Genomic DNA, 17,795 nt, shown 5'->3' with positions numbered 1-17,795 from the left:
GGAGAGACGCACATGCGTATCACCCAGGGCTGCTTTTCGTTCCTGCCGGACCTCACCGACGACCAGATCTCGGCGCAGGTGGAATACTGCCTGTCGCGCGGCTGGGCGGTAAGCCTCGAATACACCGACAACCCCCATCCCCGGAACACCTACTGGGAGATGTGGGGCATGCCGATGTTCGACCTGCGGGATCCCAAGGGCGTGATGATGGAACTCGAGGAGTGCCGCAAGGCCTGCCCCGACCACTACATCCGCATCAACGCCTTCGACTCCACCCGCGGCTTCGAGACGGTGACCATGAGCTTCATCGTGAACCGCCCGAAGGTCGAGCCGACCTTCCGCATGGAACGGACGGAAGTGGATGGCAGGGCCATCCGCTACACACACAGCATCGTCCGCTGATCCGATCCTCCCTCAGGATTGGTGGGCCCTTGACCGGGAGGCCTTCGGGCCTCCCGGCGCCGGGCACGGGCTGACTGCCTTTTCCGATTGGCCTGCGACAGAACGCTTTCCTGTTCGCGTCCGACCCGTGCTCTACTTCATGCATGACTCAGACAAACCGGAGTTCGCAATGAACGACGAAGCCGCCGCCCCCACCTCGATCGACCTGCGTGCGGAATACGAAGGCTCGGGTGCAAAGGAAGTTCTGGAGGAACTCGACCGCGAGCTGATCGGCCTCAAGCCGGTCAAGGACCGGATCCGCGAGACGGCTGCACTGCTGCTCGTCGAACGCGCCCGGCAGAAGATGGGCCTCGCGCATGAAACGCCGACGCTGCACATGAGCTTCACCGGCAACCCGGGCACCGGCAAGACCACGGTGGCGCTGAAGATGGCGGGGCTGCTGCACCGCCTCGGCTACGTCCGAAAAGGGCATCTCGTGTCCGTGACGCGCGACGACCTTGTGGGCCAGTATATCGGGCATACGGCTCCCAAGACGAAGGAAGTCCTCAAGCGCGCCATGGGGGGCGTGCTCTTCATCGACGAGGCCTACTATCTCTACCGACCTGACAACGAGCGCGACTATGGCCAGGAAGCCATCGAGATCCTGCTGCAGGTCATGGAAAACAACCGCGACGACCTCGTGGTGATCCTCGCGGGCTACGCAGACCGGATGGAGAATTTCTTCCAGTCCAACCCCGGCTTCCGCTCGCGCATCGCGCATCACATCGAGTTTCCGGACTACAGCAACGAGGAGCTCTACGAGATCGCGGGCCACATGCTCTCCGACCAGAGCTACCGCATGGCCAGCGGCGCGGAGGGTGCGCTGAAGGAATATATCGCGATGCGCCGGACGCAGCCGCATTTCGCCAATGCCCGCTCGATCCGGAACGCGCTCGACCGCGCGAGGCTCAGGCAGGCCAACAGGCTGTTCACGTCCTCGACCGGGCCACTCGATGCTGCCGCGCTCTCGACCATAGCGGAAGAGGACATCCGCGCCAGCCGGGTCTTCAAGGGCGGGCTCGACAGCGAGCGCCGCGCTGCGGGGGCGCTGTCGAAATGATTGAAGCGATCATCTTCGACGTCGACGGAACGCTTGCCGAGACCGAGGAACTCCACCGCCGCGCCTTCAACGAGACTTTCGCCGCCATCGGTGTCGACTGGTTCTGGGACCGCGAGGACTACCGCGAGCTGCTGACCACGACCGGTGGGAAGGAGCGGATCGCCCGCTTCCTGCGCCACCAGAAGGGCGACCCTGCGCCCATGCCGATCCCGGAGATCCACAAGGCCAAGACGGACCGCTTCGTGGCGCTGATGGCCGAAGGCGAGATCGCGCTGCGGCCCGGCATCGCAGACCTTGTCACCGAAGCGAAACGGGCGGGGCTGAAGCTTGCCATCGCCACCACGACCAGCCTGCCGAACGTCGAGGCGCTGTGCCGCGCCTGCTTCGGCAAGCCGGCCTCGGCGATCTTCGATGTCATCGCGGCGGGCGACATGGTGTCCCACAAGAAGCCCTCACCCGAGGTCTACCTTCTCGCCCTGAAGGAACTCGGCCTGGAGCCCGATCAGGCGGTGGCCATCGAGGACTCGCTCAACGGTCTGCGGGCGGCGAAGGCGGCGGGGCTGCGCTGCATCGTCTCGCCCGGCTTCTACACCCGGCACGAGGAATTCGCCGGAGCGGACCGCCTCGTCGGCTGCTTCTCCGAGATCGGCGGCCTCGCCGGGCTCGAAGCCACGGCGCCGGTGGCCTGATGCCCGGCGTCGTCTTCGATCTCGACGGAACGCTCGTCCACTCCGCCCCCGATATCCACGCGGCGGTCAACAAGGCGCTGGCCGAGGAGGGGGGCGAGCCGCTTTCGCTCGCTCAGGTCACCGGCTTCATCGGCAATGGGGTGCCGGTGCTCATCCAGCGGGTGATGGCTGCCCGCGGAGAGGAACCGGATGCGCATCGCCATGCCGACCTGCAGCAGTGCTTCATGAAATATTACGAGGCGGACCCGGCGACGCTGACGAGTGTCTATCCCGGGGCCGAGGCGGCGCTTCGTCACCTTCACGGCGCGGGCTGGCGCATCGCGCTCTGCACCAACAAGCCGGTTGCGGCCTCGCGGCAGATCCTGTCGCTCTTCGGCATCCTCGACCTTTTCGACGCGATCATCGGCGGCGACAGCCTGCCCCAGCGCAAGCCCGACCCCGCGCCCCTCCGCGCGGCCGCCGCGGCCCTGACCGAAGAGCATGTGCTCTATGTCGGCGACAGCGAGGTGGACGCGGCGACCGCCAGCGCCGCCGGGCTGCGCTTCGCCCTCTTCACCGAGGGCTACCGGCATGCGCCCGTCCACGAACTGCCGCACCACGGCCTTTTCAGCCACCATGACGAACTGCCCGACCTGCTGACGCATCTGCTGGCCTGACGGCCCATCTCCCCCTAGGCTCGCAGGCGGGAGAGGGAGGAGCGGATGAGCAGCTTGACCGACGCGGGACCGGACTGGACGGCAAGGCCGGCGCACAGGCTGTGGCTGCTGGATCAGGCGCGCGGGCTCTTCGACTTCTTCCGTCCGTCCCTCGATCCGGACGGCGGGTTCCGCCCGCTCGACCTGCGGGGTCAGCCGCTCGGCGGCAAGGCGGGTGCGCTGCGCCAGATCCACGATACGACGCGCATGGTGCATTGCCACGCGCTTGCGCAGGAACTGGGCCTGCCGGGGGCGGATCGTGCGATTGACCATGGGATAAAGACGCTCTGGTCGCGCCACCGGGACTCTCGGCACGGCGGCTATTTCTGGAGCTTCGACGGCGACGGCATCGTCAGCGCCGAAAAGCAGGCCTACGGCCATGCGTTCGTGCTCCTCGCCGCGGCCTCGGCACGGATGGCAGGCCATCCCGATGCCGACCGACTGCTGTCGGACGTGGCCGAGGTTCTGCACCGCAGGTTCTGGGATCCGTCAGCCGGCGCGGTGCGCGAGGAATTCTCCGACGACTGGAAGCCGCTGAGCGCCTATCGCGGCCAGAACTCGAACATGCACCTGACCGAGGCGGCAATGGCGGCCTTCGAGGCGACCGGCGAGCGCGGCTGGCTCGACATGGCCGAGAGCATCGCCAGCCTGATCGTCGACCGCCATGCGCGGGCCGAGGGGTGGCGCGTCCCCGAACATTTCGACGAGCACTGGCAGGTCGACCGCCAGCACGCGGGCGATCCGATGTTCCGGCCGGCGGGCACGACGCCGGGACACGCGCTCGAGTGGAGCCGCCTGCTGATACAGCTCTGGCATCTCGGCGGTCGCCGACACGACTGGATGCGCGACGCAGCCGAGGCGCTCTTCCTGCACACGGTCGCGATCGGCTGGGACCATCGCGCAGGCGGCTTCTACTACACCCTCCACTGGAGCGATCGGCCGGATCGCGAGGATCGCTTCTGGTGGCCCTGCGCGGAAGGGGTCGCGGCTGCCCATGTGCTGCGTCGATCGGGCGGCGATGCACGGCTTGAGGACTGGTATCGCCGGATCTGGAACTTCGTCGCCGCGCGATTCATCGACCACGCCCACGGCGGCTGGTTCGCCGAACTCGATTCCGAACTTCGCCCCGTCGAGAAGGTCTTCCGTGGCAAGCCCGACCTCTACCACGCGGTGCAGGCGTGCCTCATCCCGATGCTGCCGCCCGACGCAGGCCTCTGTCGCGGTCTGAGGGCGATGACGCTTGCCGCTCCGGAGCCGGGCTGAGTCCTCCGAAGAATTTTTCGGAGCCCGGAACTTCCCCTTCTGGCGGGGGTTGAGCACACAATCCCGCGGCTGGCGCTTTCCCCGACGCCTTGCCCTTGATCGCCGCGGGCCGAGCGCCGCCACCAGGGTTATCCCTCCCCTGCTGGCGGCGCGCTTCTTTTCCATGCACCGAATTACGTCGGCGGCCCGGCAGTCGCGAGGAGAGGCATGGGCCGTGCGCTCTTGGTGCATCCGCACGCCTTCCCGCATCCAGAGCGAGGCATCGGCCAAAACAAAGGCGGCGCCGAAGCGCCGCCTTCAGAATGTCTGCCGCTAGGCGGCCGTCAGGTGTCGATGCGCTCGACCACGGCGGCCGCGAAGGTGGCCACCATGCCCGCGTAGACTTCCTGGCTCGTCGGCGGGATCACGGTGATGTCGGTCCCCGGCGGCATCATCGGCAGCGCCTGCGCCATCGTCACCGTGAGGTCGAAGGTCTTGAAGTTCGTGTTGTTCGTCAGGTCGATCACGTTGACCGTGCCGGTCATCGTGCTTTCCGCCCCGACAGCCGACTCGAAGAAGCTGGCAAGCGCGACCTCGCTCATGTCGATCTTGATGTCCATGCCCTCGTCGGCAAGGCGGCCCACGAGCTGCGCCGCGATGGCGGTCTCGAGATCCGTGTCGAGCGACTTCCAGTAGGCTGCCGCCTCGGCATTGCTCAGGTCATTGAGCGAGGTCTCGACATCGATGGATTTGATCATCGGCTCTTCGGCCGAGGCCAGCGCAGGCAGGGTCAGGGCCGCGCCCAGAAGGGCGGCCGCAAGTGTCTTCCCGTTCATTGGATAAGTCTCCGGACTTCATGTTGGCTGCAGGCGACAGGGTCGCCCGTCATGTGCCACCCAAACTCGCAAGTGCCGCGCCGGTTCCGAAAATGCGTCTCAGATCAAGGGGCGACGCCGCGGTTGTTCCGGATCGGCGAGCGCGACCGCACCGAGCTGCTCGCGGTCGATCGACAGCGTGCCGCCACTCCAGCGCGCGGCGCCCATTTCTCGAAGCCGCCGGATCGTCTTGTTCGTGTGGACCAGCGACAGGCCCAGCGCATCCGCGAGATCCTGCTGCCGCCACGGCATCTGAACCCTTCCATCCCCGTCGCCCAGCCCCACGGACAGCAACCTCTCGTGGATCCGCAGCAGCGCCCATGCCATTCGTTGCGTCGCGTCGCGCTGGCCGAGCGTAGCGATCGTCTCGCCGAGGAAATGCTCCTCGACGGCGGCGATCCAGGTCAGGTCATAGGCGCGTTCGGGCTCTTCGCGAAAAAGGGACATGAGGTTGGCGCGGTTGAAGACGCAGAGAACCATCGGCGTCGTGCTCTCGACGGTGTGTCGCATCTTGTCCGAGAGGCCGGCCTGAAGACCCACGAAATCGCCCGGAAAGAGGAAGTTGATCACCTGCCGCCGTCCGTTCTCGAGCATCGTCGAGCGGATGCCGAGGCCGCTGAGGATCGTGAAGAGATGCGCGCTGCCCTGCCCCTCCTCGAGCAGCATTACGCCGGGATCGACGGACATCTCGCCGACCTTGAACCGTTCCATGAAAGACAATTCACCCTCGGAGAAGGGCAGGAATAGCGGCAACTGCCGCAATGGGCAGTTGTGGCAGACGGTGACATGCACGGCGGGGTGGCTCTCTCGCATGTCACAGTTTAATGCAGAGCGGCACAATCGGGTGCATAGAATTCGCCATCGGTATCTTCACGAGGCCGGGACACGGTGCGCTCCTGCTATTTCATTGCCCTTAAACATGTCGTCGTCGCGCAGGATCTCGCGCAGACCATCCTCGACCACGATTCGGAGGCCGAGGTGATCGTCGGACGCCGTCCGGAAGATCTCGGCACGACCTGCCGGCCCCGCGTGGCCTTCATCGGGCTTGCGCCCAGCAAGGCGCTGGAGCATCCCCTCGTGTGCGCCCTGCTTCGGGACGGGACGCGCCTGGTCCTGCTCGGCGAAGAGGCCGAGACGGCGGGCGAAGGCCCCGACTGGTGGGTCCTGCCCCGCCCCTTCACGAGCGATGCGGTTCTGGCGCTGCTGGAGCGTGCGGCCGAAGAGCGCCGCGGTCAGGATGCCCGCTGATCCAGCGGGCATCGAGATCACCGCTCAGGCGTTCAGCGTCTCGGTCGAGGAGAAGAACATCGCCTGGCTGACGGCCGAACGCACCTGATCCTCGGAATAGGGCTTGGTGATGAGGAAGGCAGGTTCGGGGCGCTTGCCGGTCAGCAGCCGCTCGGGGAAGGCGGTCACGAAGATGACCGGGATGTCCTCGAACTGCTTGAGGATGTCGTTCACGGCGTCGATGCCCGAGGAATTGTCCGCCAACTGGATGTCGGCCAGGATCAGGTCCGGCCGCTCCCGCGCGGCCAGAGCCACGGCTTCGGTCCGGGTGCGGGCGATGCCCGTCACGCCGTGGCCCATTTCGCGGACGATGGCCACGATGTCCATGGCGATGATCGCCTCGTCCTCGATGACCATGATTCGGCCTGCAACCGAACTGGCCATTTCGCGCTGCGCGATCTCGATCAGCTCGGCGGCTTCCGAGGCGTCGACCTGCATGATCGCGCCGATCTCGTCATGGTGGAAACCCTCGATCGCGTGAAGCAGCAGAGCTTCGCGCGTGTTGGGCGTCAGGCGCGCCATATGGTCCTGTGCCCTCTGCGACAGGCGGGTGTCCGGTTCGCCCAAAGGCGCGCCGGCACTGGCCCAGACAAGGTGGAACGCATGAAAGAGCGCCACCTTGGGGCTTTCGGTCGCCTCGAAGATATGCGTATCCTCCAGAATGGCTTCCAAGGTGACGGCGGCATACCGGTCGCCCGTCTCCTGACTGCCGGTCAGCGCACGCGCATAGCGGCGCAGATACGGCAGGTTGGTCCCGATCACACTGGCGAGGTCGGGCGTCGTGTCGGAGGTCATATACAAGGTCCCCTGTCTGCAACATTCTTGGGAACCGAACGTGCCTGCGGGCGTTCGGTTCCGGGGATCTTATCAACTTTTTCGAGGGGCGTGGCAGTTTCCATGACGCAATCTACCGAACCCAAGGCGTCGCCGTCCGAGGCGAAGGCCAAGGGACCCGACAAGACGAAGGGCAAACGGAGAGAACTGCAGCAGCAGATCGACGAGAACCTGAGACGGGTCTACGAGGAAGCTCTTGTGCAAGAGATCCCCGACCGTTTCGCGCAATTGCTCGACCAGCTGCGGCAGAAGGAAGTCGGTAGATGACCAAATCCGAGAACACGCCACCCGAACACCGCGATCCGCGCGACGAACTGCCCGAGCACCTGCCCGCGCTGCGCGCTTTCGCCATCAGCCTCACGCGGAACGTCGCCGTGGCCGACGATCTCGTGCAGGACACGATCGTGAAGGCCTGGACGAACTTCGACAAGTTCACCGAGGGCACGAACCTGAGGGCATGGCTCTTCACCATCCTCAGGAACACGTTCTACTCGGACAAGCGCAAGCATCGCCGCGAGGTGCCCGATCCCGAGGGCATTCACGCCGCGACCCTGTTCGTGAAGCCAGCCCACGACGGCCACCTCGCCTTCGCGGACTTCAGCGCGGCCTTCGATCAATTGTCTCCGGAGCACCGCGAGGTCCTCATCCTCGTTGGCGCCTCGGGATTCGCCTACGAGGACGCGGCGGCGATGATGGGCGTGGCGGTCGGCACGGTGAAGAGCCGCGCGAACCGGGCGCGGGCGCGTCTGGCCGAGCTGCTCGGCCTCGAGAAGGGAGAAGAGATCTTCTCCGGTGTTGACGGGCAGACCATGGCCGTCATGTCCCGGTCAGGGATGACGGCTGCATGACACCCTTCGCCGGGTTGCAGCGGCGCTACGCGGACAGGATCGGCTCTCGCATGGCCTTCCTTCTCGCGGTCGCCCTGCTGCCGCTCGGGGCTATCTCGGTCGTCCAGTCCCACGCCGTGCTGCGCGAGGCGGAGGCCCGATCCGAGGCTGCCCTGACCGGCGAGACGATGCGCGCGGCCGAGCACGAGATCCGGCTGATCCAGAAGGCGCAGGGCGCGGCCGCAGCACTGTCGGAGATCGTCCGGCCGCTGCTGGCCAGCCCCGAGGCCTGCGACCTTGCCATGCGCGAGGTCAAGAATGCCTCGCAGGTCTACGAGGTCATCGGCTTCATCGACAACGACCTGCGGATGACATGCTCCTCGCTCGGCCGGGAAGAAGATTTCACCGGCTCCGATACGGCCGTTCTGGCAATCGAGGCGGGCGAGCCCCTCCTGCAGGTCAGCCCCGAGGGCCGCGTTTCGGGCAAATCGGTCGTCGTTGCGACCAATCCGGTCTTCGATCCCAACGGCAGGCAGATCGGCGTCCTCGCGGTATCGCTACCCCACAGCGTCCTCATCGGGCAGCCGAGCATCACGTCGGACCAGTTGCCGCCCGTGCTCATGACCTTCAACGGCAGTGGCGATATCCTGACCTCCTCGGCCGGCTTCGAGGCGGGACAGCAATTGCTGCCGCGCGACAGGGCGCTGCCGGCGCTGGCGGGCGAGACGCGCAGCCTCGCCTTCACGGCGAAGACCATCAGCGGGCGCGACCGCGTCTATTCCGTCGTGCCGATCATCCCGGGCCGGCTCTATGCCCTGGGATCCTGGCCCGCGGGCGGCAAGACCGGCCTCTGGATCCGCGCCCTTCCTTCCTTCGCCCTGCCGTCGCTGATGTGGCTCGCCTGTCTCCTCGTGACCTGGCTCGCGGCCGAGCGGATGATCGTCCGGCCGATCCGGCACCTGCGGAAGGCGATCCTCGACTTTGCGAAGGGAAGCCGGATGGTCGATCCGCTGAACACCTCGGACGCGCCGCAGGAGATCCGCGAGCTTGCCGAGGCATTCGCGCGGATGACGGACACGATCCTGCACGACGAAGCCGAACTCGAGGACATGGTGCACCAGAAAGAGGTGCTGCTCCGCGAGGTCCATCACCGGGTGAAGAACAACCTCCAGCTCATCGCCTCGATCATGAACATGCAGATGCGCCAGGCCCGGACGCCCGAGGCGAAGGGGCTCATGAAGGGTCTGCAGGACCGGGTCATGAGCCTCGCCACGATCCACCGGGGCCTCTACCAGACGACGGGTCTGACCGACATCCGGGCGGACGAGCTGTTGCCGGACATCGTGCGGCAGGTGGTCAATCTGGCCACCGGCCCCGGTCGTCGCATCGCCGTCAACACCGATTTCGGCGACGTGCGCCTGACGCCCGACCAGGCGGTGCCGCTGTCGCTTCTGCTGACCGAGGCGCTGACCAACGTGATGAAATACGCTGGCGCCCGGGCAGGAGAGACGCCGCGGCTCGACGTGTCTCTGAGGTGCGAGCAGGGGTCGACGGCCCTTCTCGAGGTCTCGAACACGCTCGATCCGGTGCCGCGCCAGACCGAGCAGGCAGCCATGGGCACGGGACTGGGAGCACAGCTTCTGGCCGGCTTCGCGCAGCAGATCGGCGGCGAGGTGAAGATCGACCGGACGGAGGAGCGCCACACGCTGAGGGTCCGCTTCGAGATCCGGCCGCTGGCCGACGCCGAGGCACGCAACGAGGCTGCGGCGGGCACGGATCCCGTTCCCGCCGCGGCGTCCTGACCAAGCGCGACCGCGCGCATCCGTGATCGCGCGTCCGGAACCGCCCTTCCCGGCCATGCGTTCATCCGGCAGCCCGCAAGGGAATAGTACAAGGAGCAAGTGACATGAATTGGGATCAGGTTTCCGGCCGCTGGAAAGAGTTCAAAGGCAACGCCCGCAGCAAGTGGGGCGAGCTTACCGACGACGAGCTCGAGCAGGTCGCGGGTGACCGCGAGCGCATGGTCGGACTCATCCAGAAGAAATACGGTGACGACAAGGCCGATGCCGAGCGGAAGGTCGACGACTGGATGCGCGGCCTCTGAGGCTTTCATGATGCGCGACAAGGCCCGCTTCGGCGGGCCTTTTTGCATTCCGGAGGGCGGTGGCGCGGTCCCGATGCCGCAAGGACGGCGTCCAGATACTTTTGAGACCGGGCGGAGCGCCGGACGCCGGAAGCCAAAGGGATGCTGCTTGCAGGAAGATACGGGCGGTAGGTCATAAAACGGGTTTCCCTACGCCCGTTACTACGGGTAGTAAGCACCGGACAAGATCATCGCGAGTTGTTGACATGCGTTCTGCCCTTCTTTCGATCGTGACCGCCATGATCTGCGCGATCGCAGCGGGCGCCGAGGCCGGCGGCCTGTCCAATGCGCAAGCCGAACCCGAGATCATTGCTCCGGCCTCGAGACCGGACTGGTCGGGGACCTATGTCGGCGGAACGGTCGGCAGGGCCTTCGGTGCCGACGATCGCCTCGGTTTCTGGGAGACCGGCGGCGGGTATGCAGGCGATGTCGGCGATCTCGACGTTTCGGGCACGGTGGCGAGCGTGCGGCTCGGCTATCGCTGGCAGCTTGGCTCGTGGGTCATGGGGCCGGAACTTTCCTACGAAGCCGGCAGCGTATCGGCCGAGAGCCGGGGCGTGCTGGGCGGCGAGAGCCTGACCGGCCGGTCCGAGATCGGATCGCTCATCGCTCTGCGGCTTCGGACGGGCTATGCGGTGCGCCCCGATCTGGTGCTGTTTGGGCAGGTCGGGCTGGCGCAGGCCGACATCGACTACAGCGTGAACGGCTTCGACGGCGACTACAAGGCCACCGGCTACCTCGGCGGCATCGGGATCGAGAAATCGCTTGGCGCGGGCTGGTCGGTGACGGGCGAGGTGGAATACCTCGATCTCGGCAAGGAACTTCGTCGGTTCGGGGATCTCGAGACCAACGCGACTCCCACCCACAGCCGCGCCCGGATCGGTCTCAACTACCAGTTCTGACCTTCTGGAAAGCCCAGCAAGCCCCGCTGCGTCAGGGCGCCTCATGTCGGAGGCCCGCGGCACCATGCCCGCGCAGCCCATCGAACCATCAGGCGACTCCGGCCCGTCGCGGTGCTGGTCACTTGACCAAGCGCATCGCCGCCCCATGCGACGGGAGCGGCACCTTGGGGGTGTAGGGCCTCGGCAATGCGCCCTCTGCGGCAGGCGAGCTGACGGCTGGCCGAGCGTCGATCCGGGCGTGATGCCCTTACGCTCCTCTTCTCCGCGCGGAACCCGGGACCATTCCGCCGGTTGCCCTGACTGATGCCAGCTCCTGCCCATCCCTGACTGATGCCGGCTCCTGCCCATCGTGGACGATCCTGGGAGAAACACATGTCCTACATCCGCTTCGGCCTGATGATCCTCACCTCGACCCTCGTGATGTTCGGGCTGATGTATCTGAACACCTACTCGCTGAAGCACGTCTTCTTTTCCGAGACGCGGGTCTACATGGCGCTGATGATGGGCGCGACGATGGCCATCATCATGCTGGGATACATGCTCGGGATGTACAGGAACCGCGCGCTGAACGCGGCGATCTTCGTGACGGCGGTCATCGGCTTCGCCCTGTCGCTCTGGCTCGTCCGCAGCCAGGTCACGGTCAGCGGCACGAGCTACATGGAAGCGATGATCCCGCACCACTCCATTGCCATCATGACCTCGGAACGTGCCGATATTAAGGATCCGCGCGTGCGGAAGCTGGCCGACGAGATCGCGGCGGCGCAGCGGCGCGAGATCGCGGAGATGCGGTATCTCGTGGCGGAGGTCTCGGCCGGGCGGACGGTGGACAGCGTCTACATCGACCCGCCCGCCCATGTCGGCGATCTGGACGAGGCGCTTTCAACCCCGCTGATCGCCGAACTCGATCCCTCTCCGATTGCGAGGATCGAGGCAGAGGAGGTGGTCACCGGCACCCAGCGCTGCACCTTCCGCCGCGGCGAGGGCTCCGATCCGATCCTCTGGGCCTCCGCCGGGGGCGCCGTGATGAAACTGAACGGCGTGCTTGTCCCGCTTGAGCCGGACGGATCCATGGAGGGAATGGCCTTCACCGCCCCCGGCGTCCTGATGAGGGTGCGGCAGCTGGGCGAAGAGGGTGGCTGGAGGTCGGATGCCGAACTGCTCTTCGCGCTCGATCGAGGACTGGAGGTGGGCTATCGCGGCTCCTGGCGCTGCGGCGCCTGACGCCCACGCGTCGCCCTGAGCGCCGTTCGCGCCTCCGGAGCAGAGAGAGTGGACGGGCTGCTGCGCATCGGCGGATGGGGGCGATCGGTTCGGAGATCGGCACGTCGAACTGCCATTGGCGAGGCGGACGGAACCGGCCGGTCAGTGATCCACGACGTCACGCGCGGCGCCTCGGCCCCGATAGGCCTTTCCGGAAGAGCGCCCTTCGAGCCCATGGAGGCGCCGGGACCGGCGCCTGAGGACAAGGACATGCGGCTTCGCCTGATGCACCTGATGCAGAAGGCGAACCGCACCGGTCGCGGCCACCACTTGAACTGGGCATCAGCGGGCGGAACCCGCCGAGGGCTTCGGCCGCTTGACGACCTACTGCACGCCGGAGCCGCCACGCGGGTTCTCCGGCATCATCTTCTCCACTGAGCGGAACCTTACCCGTCGCGACCTGTTCCTTTGGCGTCCCCGCAGAGATGGTGACGGCATGAAAGATCATTTTCCTGCAGTCTTCGAGCCCACCGGCGCCGGCCGGGTCTCACCCGGACGCCCCGCATCCGGCGGACTGGGGCGTGCTGCAGGCCGTCGCAGCCCGGCCCGGTAACGGAATGAGGCTGGCCCCCTGCTCCTGATCCTTGCCGTGCCTGCACATGCCGCTGCTCCCTATCAGTACCTTGCGACTGCAGGCCGACCGGGCGACGGCATCACGCCGCTCCTCTGGGCGCTGCTGGGGGTGTCGATCCTCGTCGTCGTGCTGATCGCGGGTTTCGTGCTTTTCGGGCTCCGGCGGGTGCAGCGCGGCGTGGATCCCGCGGCCGACCGTGCCTCCGTCCATCGGGCCGACGAGAGGCACGCCATGCTGGATCTACGGCGGCCTTCTGCTGACGACCGTCGTCCTCCTCGGCTTCACCGGATGGACCGTGCGGGCGTTGAACGCGATGGTAGCGCCCCGGCCGGCCTTCAGCCTTGAGGTGACGGCCCTGCAATGGTGGTGGGAGTCCGCTACGTCGATCCGGAAGCTGCGGACCGAAGCTTCGTCACGGCGAACGAGATACACATTCCGGTCGGCCAGCCGGTTAAGCTGCGGCTGAGATCTGCGGCTGTGATCCACTTCTTCTGGGTGCCGGCCCTTGGCGGCAAGACCGACCTGATACCGGGACAGGAGAACATGACGTGGCTGCAGGCCGACAAGGCCGGCGTCTGGGAGGGGCGCTGCGTCGAATACTGCGGCCTGCAGCATGCGAACATGGCGCTCCGGGTCTTCGCCGACCCGCCCGATGCCTTCGATGCGTGGATGGAGCGAGAGCGCCGGGCGACCGCCCAGCCCACGACCGAGGGGCAAAGACAGGGTCGAACCGTCTTCCTCCAGACCTGCGGCGCCTGCCACAGGGTCCGGGGAACGCCTGCCCGAGGACGCGTCGGGCCGGATCTCACGCATCTGATGAGCCGAAGCACGATGGCCGGGGGCATCCTGCCCAACACGCCGGAGCAGCTGACGGCCTGGATCACCGATCCGCAGGCGCTGAAACCGGGCGCTTACATGCCCGCTCCGCATCTCACCGAGGCCGAGCTCGCCGCGCTTCTGGCATGGCTCGGAACACTCGAATGAGTGCCGCGGCGCCCCTTCGTCCGACTGCCGCGCGCGACGGCACCATGACATTCGGATCCGACGCCGCGGCGAAGGACGTGAGAGGGGGGCGGGCCGAGGTCGACGGTCCACACCGACCGCAGCGTCCGGCATCGGCCGAAGCGCCCGTGCACTCGGGAACAGGGAAGGCCGCATGACAGACCCCTACAGCCGCACGCCCCGCCTCGGTCCCGATACGCCGGATCTGCGCCGCAGGCTCGACCGGATCTGGAGGACAGGGCCCGGTCTGACGGGTTGGATCGGCACGGTCTTCCACAAGGAGATCGGGCTGCGCTACCTCGTGACCGCCTTCGCCTTCCTGCTTCTTGGCGGGCTTGAGGCGCTCGCGCTGCGTGTCCAGCTCGCCCGGCCCGACCAGTCGCTGCTGACCCCGAGCAGTACAACGAGCTCTTCTCGATCCACGGCATCACCATGATCTTCCTCTATGCGTTGCCGGTGCTGTCGGGCTTCTCGAACTATCTCTTCCCGCCGCCGCTCGGCGCGCGCGACATGGCCTTTCCACGGCTGAACGCCTTTTCCTACTGGGTCTTCCTCGCTTCCGGGCTCTTCATCTACGCAAGCTTCCTCGCTGGAGCGGTGCCGAACAACATCCCCTCATGGCGCTCTCCTTCTTCTCGGGTGCCTCCTTCATCATCACCATCCCGTCGGCCATCGCCGTCTTCGCCTGGATCGCGACCATCCGTACAGGTCGACCAATCCTGACCATTCCCTTGCTCTACTGCGCCTCCTTCGTCGTCATGTTCACGATCGGCGGGGTTTCAGGCGTCATGACCGCCTCGGTTGCGGCCGATTTCCAGCTTCACGACACCTATTTCGTGGTGGCGCACATCCATTACGTCCTGATCGGGATCAATCTCTTCGGCGTGCTCGCCGGCATACACTTCTGGTTACCCAAGATGACCGGCCGGATGATGAGCCCGCGCCTCGGAGCCTGGGCCTTCGGGCTCATCTTCACCGGATTCAACGCGGCCTTCCTGCAGATGCACTGGACCGGCCTCATGGGCATGCCGCGGCGGATCTACACCTATCCCGAGGGCGCCGGCTGGGGTGCGGTCAACATGGTCACGACGCTGGGCTCCTTCGTCATGGCGGTGGGGATTCTGGTCTTCCTGGTGGACGTACTGCGCTCCCTCCGATCGGGCCCGCCCGCCGGTCCCAATCCCTGGGACGCGCCGACGCTCGAATGGGCGGTCTCTTCGCCGCCCCCGCCGTGGAACTTCGCCACCATCCCGGTCGTGGCCAGCCGCCACCCGCTCTGGGAGGACCGGCTTGACGAGGGAACCGGACGGTCATCGCTCGTCCACGGGCCGCTGCTCGACCGCAGCAAGGAGGCGCTGGTGACGACCTCGGTCGATGCGGAGCCGCAGGACATCGCCGACCTGCTCTGGGATTCCCTCTGGCCCTTCTTCACCACCCTCGCCCTGTCGCTGCTCTTCACCGCGCTCCTGCTGCGCGGCTGGGTCTGGGCGGGCGCGGGCGTCCTCGCGCTCGCCGCCTGCCTCCTCGGCTGGCTCTGGCCGCGGCGAAGCCTCGGCCTCATCGCAGAAGACCGCCGATGAGCAGAACCCTCCTGCCCCGCTTGACCGAAGGCCGCCGCTCCGGCGCGACCCTGCGCCAGGACGGGCGCGCCCACGAGATCCTGACCTTCGGCCCCATGACCCACGGCAGCGTGGGCCACGGCAGCCTCGGCGCCTGGGGGATGCTGACGCTGATCCTGACCGAGGGCTGCCTCTTCGGTTATCTGCTCTTCAGCTACGCCGAAGGGCGCACACGCTTCCTCGCGGTCTGGGGCCTGTTCTCCAGCCTGATCTTCCTGGTCGCCACCCTCGCCAACAGTATCGCCTTGGTCTGGGGGATACCTGCCCCGCCTGAGCCGAGGATCCTCAGTAGCGGTCAGGTGATTCGGCCGGCAAGTGTGGCCGGGGCGGTGAGAACTGGAAAAGGCGGGCCACATGAGTGACCCCATCTTCCCGGCCTTCCGCCGTCCGCATCCCGCATCGCTCGCCGGGGCGGCAACGCCTGCGCCGGCAAGCCAAGGAGCCGTGGGCTCAAACGAGCGGCCAGTAGTGTGCGAGAGTAATCTCGCAGAATGATCAGATCCTTGACCGCCGGCGGCCGGTTCGCCAGCCGGCGGCACCCTCCCCTCACGTCGCGCCCGAAGGTGCCCTTGTGCCTCCGGTGAGATGATTGGAGGCCCCTTGCACATTGGTCGTTCAGGCCAGGGATGCCGGCGACCGGGTGCATCTTTCGGGCACCGCCTTTCGCCGAGGACGCACAGTCTTTCGTATCTTGAATTGAAGAATTAACGACATGGTCAAGCTCCGGGCGTAGAAGTCCGGCATGAAGGCCCTTCCGCTGCTGCCGCTTGTCACATTGGGAATTACGGCCTGCCTCGGCGTCGAGGTCGCGGGGATCGCGGCCATGGCTTCAGTCGATGTGCGGGAGCCGTTTGTGGTGGTTGCACCGCCATGGAACGGCGGACCGGAGGAGGTCGTCCAGACGGCAGGGGGCAGACTGGTCGGCCCGATCCACGCGCCGTTATCGGTGCTTGCGGTCGGCGCCCCGGCGGAAACCTTCCTTTCGGCGGGCGCGTGGCTTGTGCTCGACGCATCCAAACTGCTGGCTCTTTGTGGATCTGAAGGCGACCCATGGTAACGTTGGAAATGGAACAGTCCGAGATGGACAAGGATTCGAGCGGCACCGCCCGCGCGGTGGCCGTGGCACTGGGCGCGCTGCCGCCCCTGACAGCCTGGCTGGTGGGCAGCCCTGTCGCAATCGCGGTTCCTGCGGCGCTGATCTTCGCGGTTCTCGCCCTGCTTTCGAAGTCGCTCGCGCCGAAGGCGCGACCGATCCTCGTTTCGCTCGCGCTCGTAGGTCAGTGCATCGCCTTCACAGCAGCCTTCGCCGGCCATCCGTGGCAGATCGACTCGCACATGATGTTCTTTGCCGCCCTGGCGATCGCGGCGACGATGGGCAGCATTCCCGCTCTGCTGTTCGGTGTCGTGCTGACTGCCGTCCACCACCTGGCACTCGGGTTCTTCCTTCCGACGCTGGTCTATCCCTCGGCCGACACGTTGGGCAACCTGCTGCGCACGCTGATGCACGCGGCAATCGTGGTGCTCGAGGCGTCGATCCTCGTCTGGTCGATGATGCTCAGCGCGCGCGCCGCAGCCGAGGTGCGAGCCCGCCGGCTGGAGCTGGCAGAGACGGCGGAGAAGGCGGCCGATGCGCGGGCAGAAGCGGAAGCGGCCCGTGAGCGTGCCATGGCAGCGGCAGACCGGACGCGGCGCGAGGGGCAACGGGCCGCGACCGCTGTCGAGGAGATCGCCGTCACCTCGCAATCGACCGCCGAGGGCGCGGCTCAGGCGCGGCAGGCCGCGTCGCGGGCACGGCACGATGCGGAAGGCTCGGGCGACATCGTGCGGCAGGCCACCGCCGCGATGTCGCGGATCGAGGAGTCCTCGCGCCAGATCGGGCAGATCGTCGGGGTCATCGACGAAATTGCGCGACAGACCGACTTGCTGGCGCTGAATGCCGCGGTCGAATCCGCCCGTGCCGGTGAGGCGGGGCGTGGCTTCGCAGTCGTCGCGACCGAGGTGCGTCAACTTGCACAGCGATCAGCGGAGGCGACACGCCAGATCCGGGAAATCGTGTCGAGTTCGTCCGGTCAGGTGCGCGAGGGCGTGCAGCTTGTGACCGACACGGGCGTGGCCCTCTCCAAGATCTCCGCCGTGGTGTCGGATCTCGACGATCTGGTCAGCAGCATTGCTGCCAGCGCGCTTCAGCAGTCGGAGGGTCTTGCCGAGGTCAAGGCGGCCATCTGCAGGATCGACCAGATGGCCGATGCGGACCAGCCGGGCGAGGGGACCTCAATCAGAAACGCACGGAAGGTCCGGCCGCGGGCCCTGGCAGCGGCCTGAATCAACTCGATCGAAAGACCGTG

General features: G+C 66.6%; 23 protein-coding genes. 20 read left to right on the top strand and 3 right to left on the bottom strand.

Annotation, left to right across the window (positions count from 1 at the left end; genetic code table 11):
• Nucleotides 1-12: 12 nt before the first annotated feature.
• The 5 genes from ACTVZP_RS05425 (at nt 13) to ACTVZP_RS05405 (ending at nt 4,148) form a co-directional block, all read left to right on the top strand.
• Complete coding sequence (locus ACTVZP_RS05425; protein ID WP_443211085.1) at nt 13-402, top strand: ribulose bisphosphate carboxylase small subunit; 390 nt, start codon at nt 13-15, stop codon at nt 400-402.
• Nucleotides 403-571: 169 nt separating this feature from the next.
• Complete coding sequence (gene cbbX / locus ACTVZP_RS05420; protein WP_443211084.1) at nt 572-1,501, top strand: CbbX protein; 930 nt, start codon at nt 572-574, stop codon at nt 1,499-1,501.
• On the top strand, nt 1,498-2,190 hold the full coding sequence (locus ACTVZP_RS05415; RefSeq protein WP_443211083.1) for an HAD family hydrolase: 693 nt from the start codon (nt 1,498-1,500) through the stop codon (nt 2,188-2,190). Before cbbX ends, ACTVZP_RS05415 begins: the two co-directional genes overlap by 4 nt.
• Entirely contained in the window at nt 2,190-2,846 is a 657-nt protein-coding gene (gene gph, locus ACTVZP_RS05410) for a phosphoglycolate phosphatase (protein WP_443211082.1), read from the top strand. The genes ACTVZP_RS05415 and gph overlap by 1 nt, the downstream gene beginning before the upstream one ends.
• A gap of 45 nt (nt 2,847-2,891) precedes the next feature.
• The gene (locus ACTVZP_RS05405; protein WP_443211081.1) at nt 2,892-4,148 is read left to right on the top strand and encodes an AGE family epimerase/isomerase; all 1,257 of its coding nucleotides are present in this window, start codon (nt 2,892-2,894) and stop codon (nt 4,146-4,148) included.
• 323 nt (nt 4,149-4,471) lie between these two features.
• On the opposite strand, the gene ACTVZP_RS05400 is transcribed toward ACTVZP_RS05405, so the two are convergent.
• A complete protein-coding gene (locus ACTVZP_RS05400; protein WP_443211080.1) occupies nt 4,472-4,963 on the bottom strand; it encodes a hypothetical protein in 492 nt (163 codons plus the stop codon).
• Nucleotides 4,964-5,062: 99 nt separating this feature from the next.
• A complete protein-coding gene (locus ACTVZP_RS05395; protein ID WP_443211079.1) occupies nt 5,063-5,815 on the bottom strand; it encodes a Crp/Fnr family transcriptional regulator in 753 nt (250 codons plus the stop codon).
• 75 nt (nt 5,816-5,890) lie between these two features.
• Between ACTVZP_RS05395 and ACTVZP_RS05390 the strand changes: the two genes are divergently transcribed.
• Nucleotides 5,891-6,250 (top strand): hypothetical protein, encoded by a 360-nt coding sequence (locus tag ACTVZP_RS05390; protein WP_443211078.1) that lies wholly within the window; start codon nt 5,891-5,893, stop codon nt 6,248-6,250.
• A gap of 24 nt (nt 6,251-6,274) precedes the next feature.
• Here ACTVZP_RS05390 and phyR read toward each other — a convergent pair whose 3' ends face one another.
• The gene (phyR, locus tag ACTVZP_RS05385) at nt 6,275-7,084 is read right to left on the bottom strand and encodes a response regulator PhyR (RefSeq protein ID WP_443211077.1); all 810 of its coding nucleotides are present in this window, start codon (nt 7,082-7,084) and stop codon (nt 6,275-6,277) included.
• A gap of 102 nt (nt 7,085-7,186) precedes the next feature.
• Between phyR and ACTVZP_RS05380 the strand changes: the two genes are divergently transcribed.
• From ACTVZP_RS05380 to ACTVZP_RS05315, 14 genes are all read left to right on the top strand, one after another.
• Nucleotides 7,187-7,390 (top strand): NepR family anti-sigma factor, encoded by a 204-nt coding sequence (locus ACTVZP_RS05380; protein ID WP_443211076.1) that lies wholly within the window; start codon nt 7,187-7,189, stop codon nt 7,388-7,390.
• Nucleotides 7,387-7,971: an RNA polymerase sigma factor gene (locus ACTVZP_RS05375; RefSeq protein ID WP_443211075.1), complete on the top strand. Its 585-nt coding sequence runs from the start codon at nt 7,387-7,389 to the stop codon at nt 7,969-7,971. Before ACTVZP_RS05380 ends, ACTVZP_RS05375 begins: the two co-directional genes overlap by 4 nt.
• Nucleotides 7,968-9,752 (top strand): sensor histidine kinase, encoded by a 1,785-nt coding sequence (locus ACTVZP_RS05370; protein WP_443211074.1) that lies wholly within the window; start codon nt 7,968-7,970, stop codon nt 9,750-9,752. Before ACTVZP_RS05375 ends, ACTVZP_RS05370 begins: the two co-directional genes overlap by 4 nt.
• 104 nt (nt 9,753-9,856) lie before the next feature.
• The gene (locus tag ACTVZP_RS05365) at nt 9,857-10,054 is read left to right on the top strand and encodes a CsbD family protein (protein ID WP_443211073.1); all 198 of its coding nucleotides are present in this window, start codon (nt 9,857-9,859) and stop codon (nt 10,052-10,054) included.
• A 245-nt stretch (nt 10,055-10,299) separates the two neighbouring features.
• A complete protein-coding gene (locus ACTVZP_RS05360; protein WP_443211072.1) occupies nt 10,300-10,995 on the top strand; it encodes an outer membrane protein in 696 nt (231 codons plus the stop codon).
• A 372-nt stretch (nt 10,996-11,367) separates the two neighbouring features.
• Complete coding sequence (locus ACTVZP_RS05355; protein ID WP_443211071.1) at nt 11,368-12,216, top strand: DUF305 domain-containing protein; 849 nt, start codon at nt 11,368-11,370, stop codon at nt 12,214-12,216.
• Nucleotides 12,217-12,844: 628 nt separating this feature from the next.
• Nucleotides 12,845-13,174, top strand: a complete 330-nt coding sequence (locus tag ACTVZP_RS05350; RefSeq protein ID WP_443211070.1) for a hypothetical protein — start codon at nt 12,845-12,847, stop codon at nt 13,172-13,174.
• A gap of 15 nt (nt 13,175-13,189) precedes the next feature.
• Nucleotides 13,190-13,813 (top strand): c-type cytochrome, encoded by a 624-nt coding sequence (locus ACTVZP_RS05345; RefSeq protein ID WP_443211069.1) that lies wholly within the window; start codon nt 13,190-13,192, stop codon nt 13,811-13,813.
• Nucleotides 13,814-13,985: 172 nt separating this feature from the next.
• A complete protein-coding gene (locus ACTVZP_RS05340; RefSeq protein WP_443211068.1) occupies nt 13,986-14,267 on the top strand; it encodes a hypothetical protein in 282 nt (93 codons plus the stop codon).
• Complete coding sequence (locus tag ACTVZP_RS05335; RefSeq protein WP_443211067.1) at nt 14,264-14,554, top strand: cbb3-type cytochrome c oxidase subunit I; 291 nt, start codon at nt 14,264-14,266, stop codon at nt 14,552-14,554. Before ACTVZP_RS05340 ends, ACTVZP_RS05335 begins: the two co-directional genes overlap by 4 nt.
• Entirely contained in the window at nt 14,449-15,411 is a 963-nt protein-coding gene (locus ACTVZP_RS05330; protein ID WP_443211066.1) for a cytochrome c oxidase subunit I, read from the top strand. Before ACTVZP_RS05335 ends, ACTVZP_RS05330 begins: the two co-directional genes overlap by 106 nt.
• Nucleotides 15,408-15,812, top strand: coding sequence for a hypothetical protein (locus ACTVZP_RS05325; protein WP_443211065.1), 405 nt, complete (start codon nt 15,408-15,410; stop codon nt 15,810-15,812). Before ACTVZP_RS05330 ends, ACTVZP_RS05325 begins: the two co-directional genes overlap by 4 nt.
• Nucleotides 15,813-16,192: 380 nt before the next feature.
• Nucleotides 16,193-16,507 (top strand): hypothetical protein, encoded by a 315-nt coding sequence (locus tag ACTVZP_RS05320; protein ID WP_443211063.1) that lies wholly within the window; start codon nt 16,193-16,195, stop codon nt 16,505-16,507.
• Nucleotides 16,501-17,772 carry a methyl-accepting chemotaxis protein gene (locus ACTVZP_RS05315; RefSeq protein WP_443211062.1) on the top strand — a complete coding sequence of 424 codons (1,272 nt, stop codon included), beginning with the start codon at nt 16,501-16,503 and terminating at the stop codon, nt 17,770-17,772. The genes ACTVZP_RS05320 and ACTVZP_RS05315 overlap by 7 nt, the downstream gene beginning before the upstream one ends.
• Nucleotides 17,773-17,795 lie beyond the last annotated feature (23 nt).

Origin of the sequence: Rhodobacter sp. NSM, assembly GCF_052244495.1 — a bacterium.
GTDB lineage: Bacteria > Pseudomonadota > Alphaproteobacteria > Rhodobacterales > Rhodobacteraceae > Cereibacter_A.
The sequence above is the reverse complement of the archived record's forward strand: the minus strand, read 5'-3'. Positions and strand labels throughout refer to the sequence as shown.